Consider the following 18,819-nt stretch of genomic DNA (forward strand, 5'->3'; position numbering starts at 1 on the left):
GAATGCGATTTAAGCCCGCCTGCGCAGCGTTTGTGACTCATCAAAACGCTAGGGTAGCCATTGCGCTAGTTCGTGCGACTTCAGATGGGCGACGGGGTCACCCCCCGCGCGGGAGAGACGAGCGATGGCGAAGCAGTGGGACTACATCATCGTCGGTGCAGGCAGCGCCGGTTGCGTCATGGCCGAGCGCCTGAGCGCGGACGGACGCTCGCAGGTGCTGGTGCTGGAAGCGGGCGGCGAGAACGACAGCTTCTGGGTCACGCTGCCCAAGGGCGTCGCCAAGCTGGTCAAGAAGCCCGAGCACATGTGGGCCTACCACGTTGCACAACCGCGCGATCCGGGCGCGAACGAGGCCGGAGCCGGCGAGATCTGGATTCGCGGCAAGGGCCTTGGGGGATCGTCCTCGATCAACGGCATGATCTGGAGCCGGGGCGAGCCCGCCGACTACGATGCGTGGGAGCGCGAAGCCGGAGCCACCGGCTGGAACGGCGAGAGCATGACCCAGGCCTTCCTCGAACTGGAGGATCACGCCGCCGGTCGCGGGCCGATGCGCGGCAGCGGCGGCCTCGTGCGGGTGGACCCAGCCTGCTACACCTACCCCCTTGCCGAACGCATGATCGAGGCTGGCGAAGCGCAGGGCCTGCGCCGGGTGGACGACCTCAATGGCCGTGCGGGCCCGCGCGTCGGCTATTACAGCCACAACATCCGCAAGGGTAAGCGCGACTCGTCGGCGCGCACCTATCTCGCCGCCGCGCGCAAGCGGCCCAACGTCACGGTGATGACCGGCGTGATGGCGCAGCGCATCGTGTTCGAGGGCACGCGCGCCGTGGGCATCGACGTCACCGTGAACGGCAGCCCGCAGCGCTTCGACTGCTCGGGAGAGATCGTGGTGAGCGCAGGCGCGATGGAAAGCCCGCTGCTGCTCCAGCGTTCCGGCATCGGCGATGCTGCGCGGCTTGCTGCGGCGGGCATCCCCCTCGTCGCCCATTCGCCCGACGTAGGCGAGCGGATGATCGAGCATCTCTCGCTCTCCATCCCGTTCCGGCTGGACAGGGGCAAGGGCACGAACAGGAGCTTCTTCGGGATCGGCGCGGCGCTGGCCATGCTGCGCTATCTGCTGCGCGGCGACGGCGTGCTGGCCACCGGCCCGTTCGAGGTCGGTGCCTTCTGCAACGTCGCCCATCCTGACGGGCGCACCGACGCGCAGTTCTACCTCGGCGGCTACACCTTCAAGGTCGGCGACGACAAGGATCCGGTCCCGCTCGACAAGATCGACCCCAAGCCCGGCGTCACGATCTATGGTCAGCTGCTGCGCCTCACCAGCGAATCGAGCGTGCGCGCCACCGGCCCCGCCGCCACCGACGCGCCCGAGATCCTGCACAACTTCCTCTCCACCGAGCACGACCGGCGCTCCGCCGTCGCACTGGTCCGCGCCATGCGCGACTACGTGCGCGCCGGGCCGCTCGCAACGATGGTGGGCGAGGAACTGGTGCCGGGCGCGCACGTCGAAAGCGACGAGGACGTCCTCGCCATGTTCCGCCGCCTGTCGAGCTGCGGCCTCCACGCCATCCGCTCCTGCCGCATGGGCGCCGACCCGCAGGCCGTGGTGGACCCGCGCCTGCGCGTCAACGGCGTGCAGGGCGTGCGCGTGGCGGACTGCTCGATCATGCCCTGGCACGTCACCGGCAACACCAATGCCCCCGCCATGGCGGTCGGCCTGCGCGGCGCGAAGCTGATGCTGGAGGATCGCGGCTGATCGCCCGCGCCGTCTTGCCATAACCGTCCCGACGCGGGAAAAGGCGCGCATGAACAAGCTCTTCGTCGCCGCACTGCCCGCACTGCTCGTCCCCGCCCTGTTCATCCCCGCCGTCGCGGTCGCCGCCGACGAGCCGGCGGTCTCCGAAGCCCGGATGCGGGCCGATGTCGAAAAGCTCGTCTCGTTCGGCACGCGTCACACGCTGTCCTCCGACACCGATCCCAGGCGCGGCATCGGCGCGGCCCGCCGCTGGGCCGCGAGCGAGTTCCGCAAGACCTCGAAAGCCTGCCGCAACTGCCTTGAAGTGGTCATGCCCGAGGCCATGGTCAGCGGCACGCGCATCCCCACGCCGGTGAAGATGGTCGACGTCGTCGCCATCCAGCGCGGCACCGAGCGGCCGAACGAGGTGGTGATCGTCGAGGCGCACATCGACAGCCGCGTCACCGACGTCATGGACACCACCAGCGATGCGCCCGGCGCCAACGACGATGGATCGGGCACCGCGCTGGTGCTGGAAGCCGCGCGTGTCCTGTCGAAGCGCTCGTTCCCGACGACCATCGTCTACGCCGCGCTCTCGGGCGAGGAGCAGGGGCTCTACGGCGGCAAGCTGCTGGCCGACTATGCGAAGCAGCAGGGCTGGACGGTGAAGGCGGTGCTCAACAACGACATCGTCGGCGGCACGCGCGGCTCCGACGGGCTGGTGGACGACGCCCACGTCCGCGTCTTCTCCGAAGGCCCACGCGCAGACGCGACCGACAAGACCCGCGCCGATGCCCGCCGTTTCGGGGGCGAGAACGACAGCCCGGGCCGCAACATCTCGCGCTACATCGCCGCGCTGGCGGGCGGCGTACAGGACGACCTTGCCGTGCGGCAGGTCTGGCGCGCCGACCGTCTTGGCCGGGGCGGCGACCAGACGCCGTTCCTTGAGCAGGGCTATCCCGCCGTGCGCTTCTCGGTCGCGATCGAGGACTACGAGCACCAGCACCAGGATCTGCGGGTGGAGAACGGCATCCGCTACGGCGACACCGTGGACGAGATGGACTTCCCCTATCTCGCCAAGGTCACGCGCCTGAACATCGCCGCGCTGGCTGCGCTCGCCAGCGCGCCGCTGCCGCCCTCCCCCAAGGCCGACGCGGCGGTGAAGACATGGACCGACGTGACGTGGCAGGCGGTTCCGGGCGCAGCGGCCTATTCGGTATGGCGCCGCCGCACCGACGCGCCGGAATGGGAAGCCGAGCCGGTGGTGGCGAAGACGACAGGAACCAGCGTCAAGCTCGACGGGTTGCGCGGCGACGACTGGATTCTCGGCGTCCGCTCCATCGCGGCGGACGGCAGCGCAAGCCCGATCGCCGCGGCCGTGCCCGGCGGCGGCTTCGCGCCCATCGGCGCGCAGCCCTGAGCGCTGCGCCGCCGGCTCAGTTCTGGAGCGAGATGTAGCCCAGCTGCGCCGCCTTGAAGACGGTCTGGCTGCGGTTCACGGCATTGAGCTTGGTCGCCGCGTTGTGGATGTGGAAGCGCACCGTGGCGCGGCTGCGCGACATGATCATGCTGATCTCGAGGTCGGTCTTGCCGATCGCGGCCCAGCGCAGGCACTCCACCTCGCGCTTGGACAGGCGCGATTCCGGCGGCAGCGCCTGGGTGGAGCCCATGACCTGCACATACGTCGCAATGAAGGTGCGCGCATAGAGGCCGAAAGCGTCGGAATAGCGGTCGAACTCTTCCGAAAGGTCGGTCTTCTCACGGTCGAGCGAGTTGAAGCTGACCGCGCCGATCTGACCGAACGGCAGGTGGACCGGCACGCCGATGGCGGCCCGCGTCAGGGCGCGATGCTCGAAGTTGGCGATGTCGATGGAGGACAGGTAGGCGTTGGGCTCGCGCGTGCGGAAACCCTCGGCATTGGCCCAGAACGGCTGGCTTTCGAAGCGGCAGGCGGTGGTCAGCGGGCTGTCGAGCGCGATGCGCGAATTGCGCCACCACACCCGCTCCTCGTCGCCCCAGCCGAACACCGTGGTGGCAAGCAGGTTGCCCTCGGCATCGACCGGCGTGCGCTTGTCCGCAATGTCGTGCGCAGGGGCCACGCGCATGCCGCACTCCATCGCGATGGAATGCAGCGCCTGTGCAGCGGCGCGGATGCCTTCGGGCGATACCACCCGCACGGCGTCGATCTTTTCCTGTGACAGCAGTTGCATTGAAGTCCTCTCGCCACCTTCTTAGACGCCGGAATCGGGGGGGCACAATAGCTTGAAGCCGGGAAATATATCGTTTTCATGACTAGCCTTTTGCCCAGCGGTAACGCTCGTGCCCTTGGTGATAGACCGAGGATCACAACCAAGAGTGGCGGGGCGGGTGCGCCCCGGCGGGAGCGGACAGTGAACTTCGACCTCAGCGAAGACGAGGAAATGCTCAAGGCTCTGACCGAGCGCTTCGTCACCGACCATTACGATCACGACAGCCGCCGCGCCTTTCTGGCGGAACCGGCAGGCTTTTCCAGCGCGAACTGGGAGCTTCTGGGCGAACTCGGCCTGATCGCGGCACCTTTCCCCGAGGAACTGGGCGGGCTCGGCCTCGACGCCACCGGCATCGCCACGGTGTTCGAGGCGCTGGGCCGCGGGCTCGTGGTGGAGCCGCTGGCCGAGGCGGTGGTGATGGCGGGCCGCCTGTTCGCCGCGACTGCACCGGAATCGCTGCAGGGCGAATGGCTGGACGACCTCCTGACCGGCGGCAAGCGCCTTGCCCTCGCCCATGCCGAGGCGAAGGCGCGCGACGGGCTGGCATGGGTGGAAACCGTGGCCGCTGTGGACGGCGAGGGCTGGAAGCTGACCGGCTCCAAGCCCTACTGCGCGGCGGGCGGCGGGGCGGACGGGTTCATCGTCTCCGCGCGGCTCTCCGGCGCGCCGGGTGATGTGGACGGCGTGGCGCTGTTCCTCGTGCGCGCCGGAACGCCCGGAGCCTCGGCGCGCGACTGGCACATGGCCGACGGCAGCGTCGCCACCTCGCTGGAACTCGACGGCGTGACCGTCCCCGGCGACCACAAGCTGACCGAAGACGCCTTCGGAGCAATCGCCGCCACCGGAGACCTTGCCGCGCTCGCCCGCAGCGCCGAAGCGCTGGGCATCATGGAGCGGATCTTCGCCGAGACCATCGACTACCTGCGCACCCGCGACCAGTTCGGCGCGGCGCTCGGTTCGTTTCAGGCGATCCAGCACCGCATGGTCGCGCAGTACGCCGCGATCGAGCAGTGCCGCGCGCTGCTGAACCTCGCGCTGGTGTCATGGGGCAGCGACGACTTCGCCAACGCCGTCCACGGCGCGCGGGCCTACATCGCCGAAGCCTCGGTGACGCTGGGGCATGAGATGATCCAGTTCCACGGCGGCATGGGCGTCACCGACGAACTCGCCATCGGCGGTGGGCACAAGCGCCTGCTGGTGCTCTCGCGCTGGCCGGAGGGGCCGCTGGCGGCGCTGGACCGCTATGCCGGGCTGCTGAACTGACGAGTACCACAACCTGACGAAAGGGGCGGCACTGGCAACAGCGCCGCCCCTCTTTTTTCGCCTTCGTCATTGCGAGCGTAGCGAAGCAATCCATGTCGGCGCGTGATGCTGGATTGCTTCGCTACGCTCGCAATGACGACAAAGCGCCTACTTCTCCCTTGCCTTCAACCAGCCGATACCCCGGCGCAGCAACTCGTAGAACACCGGCAGATCCCACGCGCAGCGGTCCACCGTGGGCCACCAGTCGAGCATCGGCTGGAGGTCGTAGTGCCCCCGGCAATGCCCCAGCGTGTTATAGAGCACCCCGCCCTTGCCGTGGTCCTTGAGGTACATGACCGGATGCTTGCCGGGCGCTGCGGCGGCCTCGACGAAGCCGGTCCCCTCCTCGGCGCAGTCGGTCTCCAGCAGGACGTGCAGGTGGCCGTGGATTTCGAGGTGATAGAGTTCGTCCGTGGTCTCGAACGGCTCGATCCCCTCGACCAGCGGGTGGTCGGGGTCGGCCACCGTCACCGTGTAGGGCGCGATGGGCGGGTGGGAAATGAACTGCGAGCCCAGCATGTCCATGAACAGCGGCGCCCAGCGCGGTGCGTTCCACAGGCCCTTGTCCGGCCCTTCCGACAGCAGGCGCAGCACCGAATTGGTGCCGTGGAGCGCATACCAGCGCCCGCCCGCCGTCAGCCAGTCGCGCAGCACCTCCTGCGCCGCCAGCGAGGGCGTGACGTCGCAGGTGTAGGTGATGAGGATGTCCGCCTGCCGCAGCGCGTCGAGGTTCTCGTAATCCTCGAACACGCGGGTGCGCACGCTGGGGTCTTCGGCGAGGAGCTTGAGCAGCTCCAGCCGGGCAAAGTCCATGTCGTGCCACACCCCGCCGCAGACGAGGACGCAGTTTATGCGCGGTGGATGCGCCGCCTCTGCCTCGCTCATGCCTTCGGGGCTCCGCCGAGTTCGCCGTCGATGTACTTCATCAGCGTGTCCTGGAACTGGCGGATGCGGATCTCCTGGTAGTTGCCGAGGTTGACCTTGCCGTTCTTGGAGACGTGCAGGCCCTCCTGCACATAGGGCAGGTTGTCCATGTCCTGCTCGAACACGTCGCCCAGGATGCCGAGTTCGGGCGCCTCGGTCCACTTCTGGTCGAGCCGCAGCATCTTGAGCGGCGCGCCGCGCGGGATCGGCTGGCCCTTGGGAATGCGCGCGAGGATGCGCACTTCCATGATGCAGGTATCCGGAGTCTTTCCGGGCAGCCAGTTGTAGACAATGTTCGGCATGTAGCCGCCCCACGGCGCGAAGTTGGGGAACACGTTGTAGACCAGCGCGTCCAGCAGTTCGGCGTCGGTGGCCTCGGCGTGGTCGTAGCCGGTGCTTTCGGTATAGGCCTGCCGCATGGCGGCGCCCAGCGCGGCGCGGGCGGTGATGCCCTCGGGCACCTGGATCGCCATCGGGTTGGCGGCGGCCTCACCCTCGTAGTTGTCGCCGGATCGACCGTTGTACTTGATGAACTCGTCGACGATCCACTGCTCGCCCTGACCCTCCTGGATGTGCGGGCTCATGACGCCGAAGGGGACGAGGTTGACGTTCACGTTATCGCCCCAGGTCCAGTAGGCGGCATTGGAATCGCCGGTGAAGGGCAGCAGCTGCGGGTGGGTGACGATGGTGTGCCAGGCCTCCATGAAGGCTTCCATCACCACCTTCCAGTTGGCGGGAACTTCCTTCGCCACGCGCATCACGCTGGCGCATTCCTCGTGCCGCCAGCGCTTGAAGTGCTCGGGCAAGGGGGCGAGAAATTCCTCCAGGCTGGGGCCGCCCTTTTCCTCGCGCAGGAACACGTAGCCCGCCCAGCGGCCGATCTCGGCTTCGGGCAGGTCGAGGTTCTGCTCGATCAGGTGCGGGAAGTCCCACTGGCAGGGCATGGAATCGAAGCTGCCGTCCTTCTTCCACGCAAAGCCGTGGAACGGGCAGACGAACTTGTCGGCGGTGCCTTCCTCGGTCCGCAGCTTGCGGCCGCGATGGAGGCAGACGTTGTGCATCGCCCGGATCGAGCCGTCGTCCTGACGGCTGACGAGGTAGGAGCGGCCCGCGTTCTCGTAGACGATGAAGTCGCCCGCTTCCGGCAGGTCTTCCTCGCGCGCGACGAACTGCCAGACGTAGGGCCACATCCGCTCACGCTCGAGCTTGGCAAATTCCTCGCTGGTGTAGCGCTCCGCCGGGATCGGCTCGGATCCGCGGTAGGTGTAGCTCTCCTGCGTCAGGATCGCCGGTGCCTTGCGCGAATCCAGCGCCATGAGTTCGGCCCAGCTGATGCCTTCGCTGCGGTCTTCGCCCAATCTGGTGGCGATTTCCGGGTCTCGGTCGGCCATGGTCGTTCAATCTCCCAAGAACGCATTTCCCTGTTTGGGAGCATTTCTGCACTCCGCTGCACCCCAAGTCACCTTGCCTAAAATCATAGGTTGTGGAGCGGCGCGGATCGGCCATGTTCAGGGAAATGGTAAGTGCCAGATCGCAATTGGGAGAATGCCGTGAAGCGGCTTGAAGGCAAGGTGGCGCTGGTCACCGGAGGAACCTCCGGCATCGGCGCAGGCACCGTGGAGCGCCTGTGCGCCGAGGGTGCCAGGGTCATTTTCACCGGCTCCAATCAGACGGCTGCGGATGCCGTTTGTGCTGCCACGGGGGCCGAGTTCGTCAGGCACGACGTCACCGACGCCGCCGCGTGGGACGGCCTGATGGCGCATATCCTCGAAAAGCACGGCCGCCTCGACGTGGCTTTCGCCAATGCCGGGACCGAGAACGGCGACGGCAGCATCGAGTCCATCGGGATCGAGGGCTGGAACAACATCATCGGCGTGAACCTGACCGGCGTGATGCTCACCGTGCAGCACGCGATGCGGGCGATGGCGCGCAATCCCGAGGGTCCGGTCGGCTCGATCATCGTCAATTCCTCGATGAATGCGCACCGGGCGATGGGCAATTTCCTCGCCTATTCGGTGTCGAAGACCGCGGTTCTGGCGCTGGTGAAGTCCTCCGCCGTCCACTCCGGCAACAAGAAGTACAAGATCCGCGTCAACGCCGTCCTGCCGGGCGTCGTGGAGACCGCGATGATCGTCAACCTGATCGAGAAATCAGGCGATCCGGTCGCCACCCGCGCCGCTTACGAGGGGCTTTCACCGATGGGCCGCATGGCCTCGGTCGACGAGGTCGCGGGGCTGGTCGCATGGCTCGCCAGCGACGAGACGCGGTTCTGTTCGGGCAGCGAATTCACCATGGACGGGGCCTCCACCGCAGGGATGAACGGCGTATGAGCGAGGAACTGGGTTCGCAGCGGCTGAAGGGCCGCGTCGCGCTGGTTTCCGGCGGTCTGCGGGGCATCGGCCTCGCCTGCGTGGAGCGGTTTCTGGCCGAAGGTGCCGAAGTCGTCCTGACCGATCTGGAAGCGCCCGACACCGAGTATGCCACCGCAACGCTCGCTCGTCTGGGACAGGCAGCGAGCTACGTCAGCGCCAATGTCGCGAGCGAGGACGACTGGGCGAAGGTGCTTGCCGCCGTGACCGAAAGGCACGGAAAACTGCACATTCTGGTGAACAATGCGGGCATCGACCTGACCGGCCCGGTGGCGGAGACCTCGCTTGAGGGCTGGCGCCGGATCATGAGCATCAACGTCGATGGCGTATTCCTCGGCGTGCGGACGTTCGTGCCGCTGATGGCGGCAAGCGGCGCGGATTTCCGGGGCGGAGCCTCGATCGTCAACGTCAGTTCGATCATGGGCCTCGTCGGCATGAGCGAGGTTTCGGGCTACAACGCCAGCAAGGGCGCGGTGCGGCTGTTCACCAAGTCGATCGCGCTGGAATTCGCCGAGAAGAAGATGCCGATCCGGGCCAATTCGCTCCATCCCGGCTTTGTCCTGACGCCGCTGCTGAAGGACGGATTCCAGCGCTGGGTGGACAAGGGCGTCGCCGAAAAGGCGCAGGATCTGGTCGATCTGATGTCCAGCAAGACCCCCATCGGCCGCCTTGCCGACCCGTCCGAACTGGCGAGCGCGGTGTACTTCCTCGCCTCGTCGGACAGCTCCTACATGACCGGTTCGGAGCTGGTGGTGGACGGCGGCTGGACCGCCCAATGACCGCGCACTGAACGGCACCTAGCGACACCACAGGCCCACCAGAGGCCACCGGGAGAGTACAGACCATGACCATCGCCCTTCCCGACGCCATCGCGGTCGTCACCGGCGCGGCAGGCGGCATCGGCCGCGAGATCGTCAAGGCCATGAAGGCCGCCGGCGCCACCGTGATCGCCACCGATCTCAAGAACGGGACCGAGATCGAAGGCGCCGACCATTACCTGAAGCACGACGTCACCAGCGAGGCCGACTGGCGCGCGGTGGAGGCACTCGTCCGGGAAAAGTACGGCCGCCTCGACGTGCTGGTGAACAACGCGGGCTTCTCCATCGTGACGAAGTTCGAGGACACGCCGCTGGCCGAGTTCCACAAGGTCAACGCGATCAACGTCGATTCGGCGATCATCGGCACGCAGATCATGCTCGACATGCTGAAGGCGGGCGGCAAGGCGCGGCCGACCGGGGCCTCGGTCATCAACTTCTCGAGCGTCGGGGGCCTCAGGGGCGCGGCGTTCAACGCAGCCTATTGCGTCAGCAAGGCGGCGATCAAGATGCTGAGCAAGTGCCTCGGCGCGGAGTTCGCCGCGCTCGGCTACAACATCCGCGTCAATTCGGTGCATCCCGGCGGGATCGACACGCCGATGCTGAACTCGATCATGGACCGCTACATCGAACTGGGCGCAGCGCCTTCGCGTGAGGCGTCGATCGCGGCGATGAACGTCGCGCATCCCATCGGTCGCCTCGGCAAGCCGGAGGAGATGGCGGGCGGCGTGGTGTTCCTCGCCTCCGCCGCGTCCAGCTTCATGACCTGCGACGAGCTGGTGATGGACGGAGGTTTCTCGCAGGTCTGAAGCCGCAGTAAGGGAGGAGAGAGCACCCATGTCCCCCAGGTTGCCGGGCGTCATCGGCGTCCATCACATCGGCGTTTCCGTTCCCGATCTGGGCAAGGCGCGCGAATTCTATCTCGACGTGCTGGGCGCGGTGGAGGAAGTCGCGCCGCTGAGCTGGGCGGACAATCCGTTCATCGATCAGGTCGTCGGGCTGGAGGGCAGCGCCGCCAGCCAGTTCTTCTGCCGCCTCGGCAACGTGCAGATCGAGGTGTTTCAGTACGACGCGCCGAAGCAGGCGCCGCAGGATCCGCGCCGGGGCGTCAACGAATACGGCTACACCCATATGGCGCTGCAGGTGGAGGACGTCGCCGCCGTCCACGAACGCATCGTTGCGGCGGGCCTGCCGGTCCACACGCCCCCGGCGCTGGAGGCGATCACCGTCGACGGGAACGGCGTGAAGCACGGCTATGCCGGGACGTACTGCCGCGACTTCTTCGGCAATGTCTTCGAGATCCTGGAAATCCACGAGACGCCGGAAATTCTTCCGATCTGACCGTTCACATTTGAACGCAAAGGGAAAAATCCGACGAACCGAGGACGTCCGCGAACCTGAACGGCAACTTAATCCGCGCGGATGTGTTCACCAGAGAGATCAGACCGGCGGCATGTCGCAGCCGCCCTCTCGGGAGCCTTTGGGACGTGGATATCGAAACCATCAACCGCAGCCTTGCCGCAGGCCCCATCGCCGCCGTCTCGCGCCGGGCGCCGCCGGCGGTGAAACCCGTCGAGGCAGCGGAACTTTCGCCCACCCTGTTGCGGGATGCGGTCCGCGAAGCGGGGCTGTTCCAGCGCTCGGTCCTCGGCCACCTCGACCACAAGGAATGGCGCGACCGCGTGCGCGCGGACGGCCAGCGTCTGATGGACCTGCTGGCGGAGATCGGCTTCAGGCCGAGCCGTCAGGGGTAAACTCTCGGATTCGTCATTGCGAGCGCAGCGAAGCAATCCAGCGTCAGGCTGTGTCGCTAGATTGCTTCGCTGCGCTCGCAATGACGGATGAGGTCAAAGATTGGAAACACTCTCCGTCACCGTGAACGCACGGACCCGGCTTCGGTCGAACAGCTTCTCCTCGTCCTCCGCGATCATCGCAGCGACGTCCGGCGCGCCGAGCGCGGTGAAGCAGGCGTCGCGGGTGGCCTCGTCGGGAAAGTCGATCTCCATCACCACGTCGTAGTCGAAGGGCTGGTCCGTGCCGTCCATCGGCGTCAGGAACCGGCGCACGTAGCGCGTGGCGTAACCCGCCAGCACCTTCTCGCCGATGACGCGGTGCGTGCTCTCGTAATAGGCGCGGAAGTCGGTAACGCTCATGCCCTCGCGGCGCTTGAGCAGGGTGACGACCGTGACGGTCACGCCAGCCCCTCCATCCACGTCCGCGTCACATCGAGCACCGCCTTCGCACGCAGGGCCGGATGCGCGAATGCTGCGCGCAATGCTGCGGAGCGCAACTCTATCGAAAGCGGGATTTGCTGCGGCAGGGCCTGCAACATTGCTGCGAGCGGCAGCACGCCATCACCCGCCTGTTCGCGCAAGTCGATGGCATCGGTGATGACCGCGTCGAAGTCAGCCGGATCGGGTCGCTCGGCCCGCGCATCGCAGAACTGCGCGTAAGGCAGCAGCGCCGGATCGATGGCGGCGATCTCGGCCACGGTGGTGCCCGAACGGTCGACGTGGATCGGATCGACCAGCACCGCGCGCAGGGGATGGCCCACCCGGTCGAGCACGCCGAGCGCCTGACGCAGGTTCTTCACCTCGGTGAAGATCCCGAATTCCAGCGCCACGCGCATCCCGGACCCTTCGGCGTGGCGGCACAGCGCGGTCAGGCGCTCCACCGTCTCGCCCTCGTCATGGGAGGACACGCAAAGCACGTTCGCCGCGCCGAGTTCGGCCCCGACGTCCAGCACCTTGCGATGATCGTCGAGCGTGGTGTCGGGCCTGATCCACACCACTTCCACGTCGAGCACGGGCAACCCGGTCCGCGCCAATGCTGCACGCGCATCGCGGGTATGCTGCGCGGTCCATTCCAGCGGATCGACCCAGAGCCCCACCGCATCGAACCCCGCCGCCGCGCCCGCCTCGATCACGTCCACGGCCCCGAACTCGGGGAGCACGCCCGAGGCGAGCGATAGCTTGTGCGTCATGTTCTCTCCCAGGGTAGCTGACCGTCATCCCGGCGCATGCCGGGACCGTGGGCAAGTCTTGAGGCAATCGCTTTCGGCGAGGCCCAGACACGAGGGCGCGGCTAAAGACCGCCCACGGTCCCGGCATGCGCCGGGATGACGGTGATTACATCACCGGTTCGGGCAGCGATGCGTCGTCCGCCAGATACCAGTTCAGCCACTCGTGGAAGTACTGGTTGCCGCGCTCGTTCTTGCCGAAGGTGAGGTCGTCGTGCGCGCCGGATTCGAGGCCCTTCTGGATCTCCAGCCCGATCACGTAGTCTTCCTCATACGTCACGTCGCGGAAGAAGTTCATCGCTGCTTCCGCCGCCTCGCGGTCGGCCTCGTCCTTCACCGGGTTGCGGCGCAGGTAATTGAGGACGGTGCGGTTGCGGTCGGGCGTCGGTCCGGGGAACAGCTGCGCGACCTGCGTGATCTCGGGCGCGATGAAGATCGACACGTTGGGAAAGAAGATCCGCACGAAGTCGTAGCCGTAGTTCTCGCGGCTGCCCCACTCCTCGCGCGGCACGTCCTTGAGCTGCTCGGCGATCGAATGCTGCGGGAAGCCGATGCGGATGTTGGGGCCGAACCCTTCGTAATGCGTGCAGTTCGACGGGGTGCGCGGGAAGATCGTCTCGGGGTGGAGCGACTTGAAGTGATAGCCCTCAAGGTATCCGTCGAAGGCGATCTTCCAGTTCGCGCCGACGATCGTGCGATTGCCGAGGTAGGTCCAGTTCGCGAAGTCGAGCGCGTCGAAGTCTTCGAGGAAGTCCTTGAAATAATGGTCGAGATCCATCGGCGCGTTGGGCGTCAGGCACACGAAGATCATGCCGCCGCGCTCCTCGCACGGCAGTTCGCGCAGGCCCATCTCGCTCTTGTCGACATTGCCGAAGGTGCCCGGCTCCGAGATGCCGATCAGCTTGCCGTCGGCGCCGTAAGTCCACGAATGGTACTTGCAGGTGAAGCGCGAGCAGTTGCCCGTGCCCTCGGGCGCGACCGGCGCGCCGCGGTGCGAGCAGACGTTGAGGAAGGCGCGGACCTTGCCGGCCTTGTCCCGGTTGATGAGCACCGGAGAGCCTACCGCGTCCATCGCCTTGTAGTCGCCGGGGTTGGGCATCTCGGCGGTGAAGGCGAGCATCAGGGGCGTGCGCTTGAACACCAGCTCCATCTCGGCCTTGAACTGGTCCTTGTCGGTATAGCTGCTGGTGGGCACGCGCAGCGGCTTCTCGGTCTGGAAGGTCTTCTTGTTCGCCACGTAATCGAGCATGATCTCGGCCACGTCGCCAATGCGCTTCACCCGTTCCACGGTCGTCTCCCACTTAACTTATGCCCCGATCCTGCGCGAGCGCCCCCATCGCCACAAGCTGCGCAAGGTGATAGGCGACAGAGCCGTGTTCCCTTCTTCGTCATTGCGAGGACGGCGAAGCCGGCCGAAGCAATCCACCGCGAAGCGTGCGCCCGGATTGCCGCGGACCTTCGGTCCTCGCAATGACGAAAGGGGGAGCTTCTTGGCACTTTCGCCAGTTGGCCGGGATGCGGTCGCGGATGCAGTCATGGAGCCATGATGGAGAGGATGAGCCCCCCGTGGGCATGGCTTGAGACACCCCCCGCGCACCTGGCCGCCTATGCGGGGACCGGGCTGTGGGACGAACGCACGATCGCCCAGCAGGCGAGCGCGCTGGCCGATGCCGCGCCCGATTTCGTCACGCTGGTCGAGGGCGACATTACCGTCACCCGCGCGCAGGTCGTGGCCGATGCCGAGGCGCTGAGCGCAGCGATGCATGCGCGCGGATTGCGGCCCGGAGACGTCATCGCCTTCCAGGTACCCAACTGGCGCGAGGCGATGGTCATCAACCTGGCCGCCGCGATGTCCGGGCTGGTGGTCAACCCGATCGTGCCGATCTACCGCGACCACGAAGTCTCGCTGATGCTGGCCGACTGCGGCGCGAAGGCGGTCTTCGTCGCCTCCACCTTCCGCAAGTTCGACTATGCGGCGATGGCGCGGCGGCTGGCGGATATGCTGCCAGACCTTGCCCACGTCTTCACCGTCCGCGGCGAAGGGCCGGACGACTACGCGGCGCTGCTGGCCGAGGGGCGCGGGGCTTCCTTCGCGCAGCCCACGGTCGATCCGCTGGGCGTCAAGATGGTGCTCTACACATCGGGCACGACCGGGCGGCCCAAGGGCGTGCTGCACAGCCACGTCTCGATCGCCCGCATCCTGCGCGAGAGCGGGGCCTACTGGGGGCTGGCCGAAGGCGAGGCGACTCTGATGCCCTCGCCCGTCACCCACGTATCGGGCTATGCCAACGGGCTGGAGGCGCCGTTCATCTGCGGCACCCGCACCGTGTTGATGGAAAGCTGGAACGCCGCCGAGGCGCTGGCGCTGATCGACCGGCACAGTTGCGTCGGCACCGTGGCGGCGACGCCGTTCCTGGTCGAACTGGCGGCGGCGGCGCGCGAAAGCGGCAATCGCCTGCCGAGTTTCCGCTTCTTCGCCTGCGGCGGCGCGGCGGTTCCGGCGGACCTGATCCCCGCCGCCAATGCAGCCTTCGACCACTGCCGCGCCTTCCGCGTCTTCGGCGCGTCCGAAGTGCCGCTCGTCACCTTCGGCTGGCCCAACGTCGAGTCGCTTGCGGCGACGACCGACGGCGCCATCGTCGATTACGAGGTGCGCGTGGTCGATCACGAGGACCGCGACGTGCCGGACGGGCAGGAGGGCGAAATCCTCGCGCGAGGCCCCGGCATGATGCTGGGCTATGCCGACGAGGGGCAGACGCGCGAGGCGATCACCATGGACGGCTTCTTCCGCACCGGCGACCTCGGCGTGCGCACCGTCGATGGCGCGATCACCATCACCGGGCGCAAGAAGGATCTCATCATCCGGGGCGGCGAGAACATCTCCGCCAAGGAGATCGAGGACGTGCTCCACGCCCACCCCGCCGTGCGCGAGGCGGCGGTCGTCGCCATGCCGCACGCACGCCTCGGCGAAGGGGTCTGCGCCTACGTCATCGCGAGCGGCGAGGCGCCCAGCCCGCAGGCGCTCGCCGCGCATGTCGCGGACAGCGGGCTGGCTAGGCAGAAGATCCCCGAACGCTTCGAATTCCGCGAGGATTTCCCCCGCACCGCATCGGGCAAGGTCCGCAAGGACTTGCTGCGCGCCGATGTGAAGGCGCTGGTCGAGACGGCCTGACGTCCATCTCGATCCAGTATGGCCCGACCAGCGACGATGCTGGCCGGGAAGGATACCCGTCCGTCAGGCGCCGAACGCGCCGTCGATGGTGTGCATCGCGCCGGTGACGAAGCTCGCCTCCGGGCCTGCGAGCCATGCGACCATGCCCGCCACTTCGTCCGCGCGGCCGTGGCGCTTGATCGCCATGAAGCTGTGCATCAGATCCTTCATCGGGCCGTCCGCCGGGTTGGCCTCGGTGTCGACGGGGCCGGGCTGGACCACGTTGATGGTGATCCCGCGCGGGCCGAAGTCGCGCGCCAGACCGCGCGCCATGCCCTGCAGCGCCGACTTGCTGAGCGCGTAGGAAGCCATGCCCGGCACCGGCATGCGGTCTCCGTTGACCGATCCGATGACGATGATGCGCCCGCCCTCGGGCATCTGCCGCGCCGCCTCGACCGAGGCGTGGTAGGGCGCGTGGACGTTGACGCGGAACAGACGGTCCACTTCGTCCGGATCGACATCCAGCGCATCGCCGAAGATCGCGAAGCCCGCGTTCACCACCAGCACGTCGAGCGGGCCGCTGTCGCGCACGGTGGCGATCACCGCGTCACGGTCTGCGCTGTCGGTGCGCAGGGTCTTGCTGCCGGTCTCTTCCGCAAGCTGCTGCGCCGCTTCCGGCGAACCTGCATACGTGAAGGTCACGTCGGCGCCGTCAGCCGCGAAGCGGCGCACGATGGCGGCGCCGATGCCCCGGCTGCCGCCGAGGATGAGCACGGTCTTGCCCTTGAAATCGGTCATGAAGGTCACTCCTTGAGAATTAACTTAGTGACCGCTACATAAGTGAGCGCAACACCCCGTCAAGGCATTTTGTAATCATGACTACAAATAAACCTCGCGGCCGTCCCCGCCGCTTCGATCCCGAGGAGGCCGTCGCCACCGCGCAGCGCCTGTTCCACGCAAGGGGCTACGATGCCGTGGGCGTCGCCGACGTGACGCAGGCGCTCGGCATCAACCCGCCCAGCTTCTACGCGGCTTTCGGCAGCAAGGCCGGGCTCTACGACCGCGTGCTGGAGCGCTACGCGCGGACCATGGCAATCCCGCTGCCCGAGATCCTGCGGGCCGACCGCCCCGTCGCCGAGGCGCTGGCCGAAATGCTGGACGCGGCGGCGCATCACTACGCTGCCGATCCGGTGACGGCGGGCTGCATGGTGATCGAGGGATCGCGCTGCGACGATCCCGGCGCGCGCGAGGCGACGCGGGCCTTCCACGTCGCCGCGCAGAAGTTCATCCGCGACTACATCGCCGTGCGCCACCCGGACGAGGCCGGGGACATGACCGATTTCGTCTGCACGACGATGGCGGGGCTCTCCGCCGCCGCGCGTGACGGGCAGGACGTGGAGCGGCTGCGGGCGACCGCGCGGATCGCATCGCTGGCGATCAGGCAGGTGCTGGCTGCGTGAATTGCGGGAGAAGCGGCGACGGCATCCGCAAAGGATACCGCCGCCGGCCCTTCCTCCCCAGGAAACTTCTCAGGCGGCGTTCATAGCAGCCGCGACGGCGGCGTCGATCTCGCTCTTCATCGGGTTGCGACGCAGGGTCAAGCCGCCGTTCACCTGCAGGTTCTCGCCGGTCATGAAGCACTCGTCACTGGACAGCCAGACGACGGCAGCGGCGATGTCGTCGCTGGTGCCGATGCGGCCGAGCGGATAGCCCGCGAGGAAGGCGTCGAACAGCCCCGGCACCTGCTTCGCGTCCGACGTCATCGGCGTCTCGGTGAGGCCGGGGGAGATCGAGTTGGCGCGCACGCCCTCCGCCCCGAATTCATGCGCGACGCAGCGGATGACGTGGTCCGCGCCCGCCTTGGTGCCCATGTAGGCGGCGTGGTCGTTCAGCATGATCGTGGCGGTGGCCGAGCTGATCTGGATCAGCGACCCGCCGCGCCCGCCCCGGCTGCGCGCCATCTTGCCGACCATCGCCTGATAGAAATGGAACGGCCCGACGTATTGCAGCATCGTCATCGCCATCAGTTCGTCGTGCGTGGTCTCCAGGAACCCCTTGAGCAGCCCCCAGCCCGTCGCGTTGACGGCGATGTCGATGCCGCCGAGCAGGTCCGCCGCGATGTCCGCAAGGGTATCGACGCTGGCCTTGTCGGTGAGATCGCAGGACGCCCACTCGCAGCCGTGCTGCGCGGCGAAGTCGGACAGGACGTCCTCCTTGCGTCCGGAGACAAGCACGGTTGCCCCCTCGTCCATCAGGCGCTTCGCGATGTGCTGGCCCATGTTGTCCGGGCTGCTCGCGCCCAGGATCACGGCGCGCTTTCCTTCAAGACGTCCCACGGCTGCCTCTCCTCTCGTTCTGCGCGGCTGCGCTAGCACGGCGGGCGCGCGGCCATTCCTGACCAAAGAAATAGTGGCAATGCCGCGCCCGAGCGTGGACACAACGGCTCCAGACAGAAACGCACGCGCGTGGAAGAGGAGCGCAAGACATGGATCTCGGACTGAAGGGCCTCAAGGCCATCCTCGTGGGCGCCAACGGCGGCATCGGCCGCGTGGTCGCGCATGTCCTTGCGGGCGAAGGCTGCGACATCGCCATCTGCGGCCGCTCGCAGGGCAAAGTGGACAACGTGCTGTCCGAAATCTCCGGCTCCGGGGTGAAGAGCTACGGCGAGGCGCTCGACGTCACGCAGGCCGATACGGTCCCTGCCTTCGTCGACAAGGCGGCGGCGGCGCTTGGCGGCTGCGACATCTTCATCAGCTTCACCTCCACCAACCTCGGCGAAGATACCGACGCCGCGTGGGACGCGGTGCTGCAGGCGGATATCCTGCCGATGCGCCGCGGCATCGCCGCCGCCCGCCCGTATCTTGCCAAGTCGGACAACGCCGCCATCGCGTGCTTCAGCTCGACCGGCGCGGTGGAGGAATTCATGGGCGTGCAGCCCTACAACGCCCTGAAGGCCGCGGTGATGAACTATGCCTCCGCGCTGTCGCAGGCCCTCGCAACGGAAGGCATCCGCGTGAACTGCATTACCCCCGGCCCGGTGATGACCGAGGACGGCCCCTGGCCCAAGCTCAAGGAAATCGCGCCCGATTTCTACAACGCCACCCTCGCCAACATGCCCTCGGGCCGGTTCACCACCGGCGAGGAACTGGCCAAGGCGGTCGCCTTCGTCGTCTCGCCCGCGTGCAAGGCGATGACCGGCGCCAACATCGTGATCGACAACGGCTACACCAAGCGCACGCAGTTCTAAGGTTCAAC

19 protein-coding genes are annotated in these 18,819 nt (G+C 67.2%); 11 read left to right on the plus strand and 8 right to left on the minus strand.

The annotated features are described in order from the left end of the window. The first annotated feature begins 124 nt into the window (after positions 1 to 124). Both LO787_RS09910 and LO787_RS09915 read left to right on the plus strand, forming a co-directional pair. Positions 125 to 1,756 carry a GMC family oxidoreductase gene (locus tag LO787_RS09910; RefSeq protein ID WP_232495665.1) on the plus strand — a complete coding sequence of 544 codons (1,632 nt, stop codon included), beginning with the start codon at positions 125 to 127 and terminating at the stop codon, positions 1,754 to 1,756. 49 nt (positions 1,757 to 1,805) lie between these two features. Next, a complete protein-coding gene (locus LO787_RS09915) occupies positions 1,806 to 3,155 on the plus strand; it encodes a M28 family peptidase (RefSeq protein WP_232495666.1) in 1,350 nt (449 codons plus the stop codon). A 16-nt stretch (positions 3,156 to 3,171) separates the two neighbouring features. On the opposite strand, the gene LO787_RS09920 is transcribed toward LO787_RS09915, so the two are convergent. Beyond that, positions 3,172 to 3,945, minus strand: coding sequence for a helix-turn-helix transcriptional regulator (locus LO787_RS09920; RefSeq protein WP_232495667.1), 774 nt, complete (start codon positions 3,943 to 3,945; stop codon positions 3,172 to 3,174). Positions 3,946 to 4,125: 180 nt separating this feature from the next. Here LO787_RS09920 and LO787_RS09925 point away from each other — a divergent pair, with 180 nt between their 5' ends. Beyond that, complete coding sequence (locus tag LO787_RS09925; protein ID WP_232495668.1) at positions 4,126 to 5,247, plus strand: acyl-CoA dehydrogenase family protein; 1,122 nt, start codon at positions 4,126 to 4,128, stop codon at positions 5,245 to 5,247. A gap of 147 nt (positions 5,248 to 5,394) precedes the next feature. Here LO787_RS09925 and LO787_RS09930 read toward each other — a convergent pair whose 3' ends face one another. Beyond that, positions 5,395 to 6,171 carry a ThuA domain-containing protein gene (locus LO787_RS09930; RefSeq protein ID WP_232495669.1) on the minus strand — a complete coding sequence of 259 codons (777 nt, stop codon included), beginning with the start codon at positions 6,169 to 6,171 and terminating at the stop codon, positions 5,395 to 5,397. Then, positions 6,168 to 7,601 carry an aromatic ring-hydroxylating oxygenase subunit alpha gene (locus LO787_RS09935; protein WP_232495670.1) on the minus strand — a complete coding sequence of 478 codons (1,434 nt, stop codon included), beginning with the start codon at positions 7,599 to 7,601 and terminating at the stop codon, positions 6,168 to 6,170. Before LO787_RS09935 ends, LO787_RS09930 begins: the two co-directional genes overlap by 4 nt. 159 nt (positions 7,602 to 7,760) lie before the next feature. On the opposite strand from LO787_RS09935, the gene LO787_RS09940 reads away from it, so the two are divergent. From LO787_RS09940 to LO787_RS09960, 5 genes are all read left to right on the plus strand, one after another. Continuing rightward, positions 7,761 to 8,540 (plus strand): SDR family NAD(P)-dependent oxidoreductase, encoded by a 780-nt coding sequence (locus LO787_RS09940; RefSeq protein WP_232496290.1) that lies wholly within the window; start codon positions 7,761 to 7,763, stop codon positions 8,538 to 8,540. Further along, a complete protein-coding gene (locus tag LO787_RS09945; protein WP_232495671.1) occupies positions 8,537 to 9,358 on the plus strand; it encodes an SDR family NAD(P)-dependent oxidoreductase in 822 nt (273 codons plus the stop codon). Before LO787_RS09940 ends, LO787_RS09945 begins: the two co-directional genes overlap by 4 nt. 65 nt (positions 9,359 to 9,423) lie before the next feature. Continuing rightward, positions 9,424 to 10,203: an SDR family oxidoreductase gene (locus LO787_RS09950; RefSeq protein ID WP_232495672.1), complete on the plus strand. Its 780-nt coding sequence runs from the start codon at positions 9,424 to 9,426 to the stop codon at positions 10,201 to 10,203. A 28-nt stretch (positions 10,204 to 10,231) separates the two neighbouring features. Continuing rightward, on the plus strand, positions 10,232 to 10,735 hold the full coding sequence (locus tag LO787_RS09955) for a VOC family protein (protein WP_232495673.1): 504 nt from the start codon (positions 10,232 to 10,234) through the stop codon (positions 10,733 to 10,735). A 146-nt stretch (positions 10,736 to 10,881) separates the two neighbouring features. Then, positions 10,882 to 11,148, plus strand: a complete 267-nt coding sequence (locus tag LO787_RS09960) for a hypothetical protein (RefSeq protein ID WP_232495674.1) — start codon at positions 10,882 to 10,884, stop codon at positions 11,146 to 11,148. 93 nt (positions 11,149 to 11,241) lie between these two features. Here the strand turns inward: LO787_RS09960 and LO787_RS09965 are convergent, their stop codons facing one another. From LO787_RS09965 to LO787_RS09975, 3 genes are all read right to left on the minus strand, one after another. Beyond that, positions 11,242 to 11,589, minus strand: coding sequence for an EthD domain-containing protein (locus LO787_RS09965; protein WP_232495675.1), 348 nt, complete (start codon positions 11,587 to 11,589; stop codon positions 11,242 to 11,244). After that, entirely contained in the window at positions 11,586 to 12,377 is a 792-nt protein-coding gene (locus tag LO787_RS09970) for a sugar phosphate isomerase/epimerase family protein (RefSeq protein WP_232495676.1), read from the minus strand. Before LO787_RS09970 ends, LO787_RS09965 begins: the two co-directional genes overlap by 4 nt. 145 nt (positions 12,378 to 12,522) lie before the next feature. After that, a complete protein-coding gene (locus tag LO787_RS09975) occupies positions 12,523 to 13,701 on the minus strand; it encodes an aromatic ring-hydroxylating oxygenase subunit alpha (RefSeq protein WP_232495677.1) in 1,179 nt (392 codons plus the stop codon). Between the two features lie 255 nt (positions 13,702 to 13,956). Here LO787_RS09975 and LO787_RS09980 point away from each other — a divergent pair, with 255 nt between their 5' ends. Beyond that, positions 13,957 to 15,585 (plus strand): AMP-binding protein, encoded by a 1,629-nt coding sequence (locus tag LO787_RS09980; protein WP_420847798.1) that lies wholly within the window; start codon positions 13,957 to 13,959, stop codon positions 15,583 to 15,585. Between the two features lie 63 nt (positions 15,586 to 15,648). On the opposite strand, the gene bdcA is transcribed toward LO787_RS09980, so the two are convergent. Next, on the minus strand, positions 15,649 to 16,362 hold the full coding sequence (gene bdcA, locus LO787_RS09985) for an SDR family oxidoreductase (protein WP_232495679.1): 714 nt from the start codon (positions 16,360 to 16,362) through the stop codon (positions 15,649 to 15,651). Positions 16,363 to 16,439: 77 nt separating this feature from the next. Between bdcA and LO787_RS09990 the strand changes: the two genes are divergently transcribed. Continuing rightward, positions 16,440 to 17,024 carry a TetR/AcrR family transcriptional regulator gene (locus tag LO787_RS09990; protein ID WP_232495680.1) on the plus strand — a complete coding sequence of 195 codons (585 nt, stop codon included), beginning with the start codon at positions 16,440 to 16,442 and terminating at the stop codon, positions 17,022 to 17,024. 69 nt (positions 17,025 to 17,093) lie between these two features. Here the strand turns inward: LO787_RS09990 and LO787_RS09995 are convergent, their stop codons facing one another. Beyond that, the gene (locus LO787_RS09995) at positions 17,094 to 17,900 is read right to left on the minus strand and encodes an SDR family NAD(P)-dependent oxidoreductase (protein WP_232495681.1); all 807 of its coding nucleotides are present in this window, start codon (positions 17,898 to 17,900) and stop codon (positions 17,094 to 17,096) included. A gap of 149 nt (positions 17,901 to 18,049) precedes the next feature. Here LO787_RS09995 and LO787_RS10000 point away from each other — a divergent pair, with 149 nt between their 5' ends. Continuing rightward, on the plus strand, positions 18,050 to 18,811 hold the full coding sequence (locus LO787_RS10000; protein WP_232495682.1) for an SDR family NAD(P)-dependent oxidoreductase: 762 nt from the start codon (positions 18,050 to 18,052) through the stop codon (positions 18,809 to 18,811). Positions 18,812 to 18,819 lie beyond the last annotated feature (8 nt).

The sequence above is a fragment of the Novosphingobium kaempferiae genome, from assembly GCF_021227995.1.
GTDB classification, from domain to species: domain Bacteria; phylum Pseudomonadota; class Alphaproteobacteria; order Sphingomonadales; family Sphingomonadaceae; genus Novosphingobium; species Novosphingobium kaempferiae.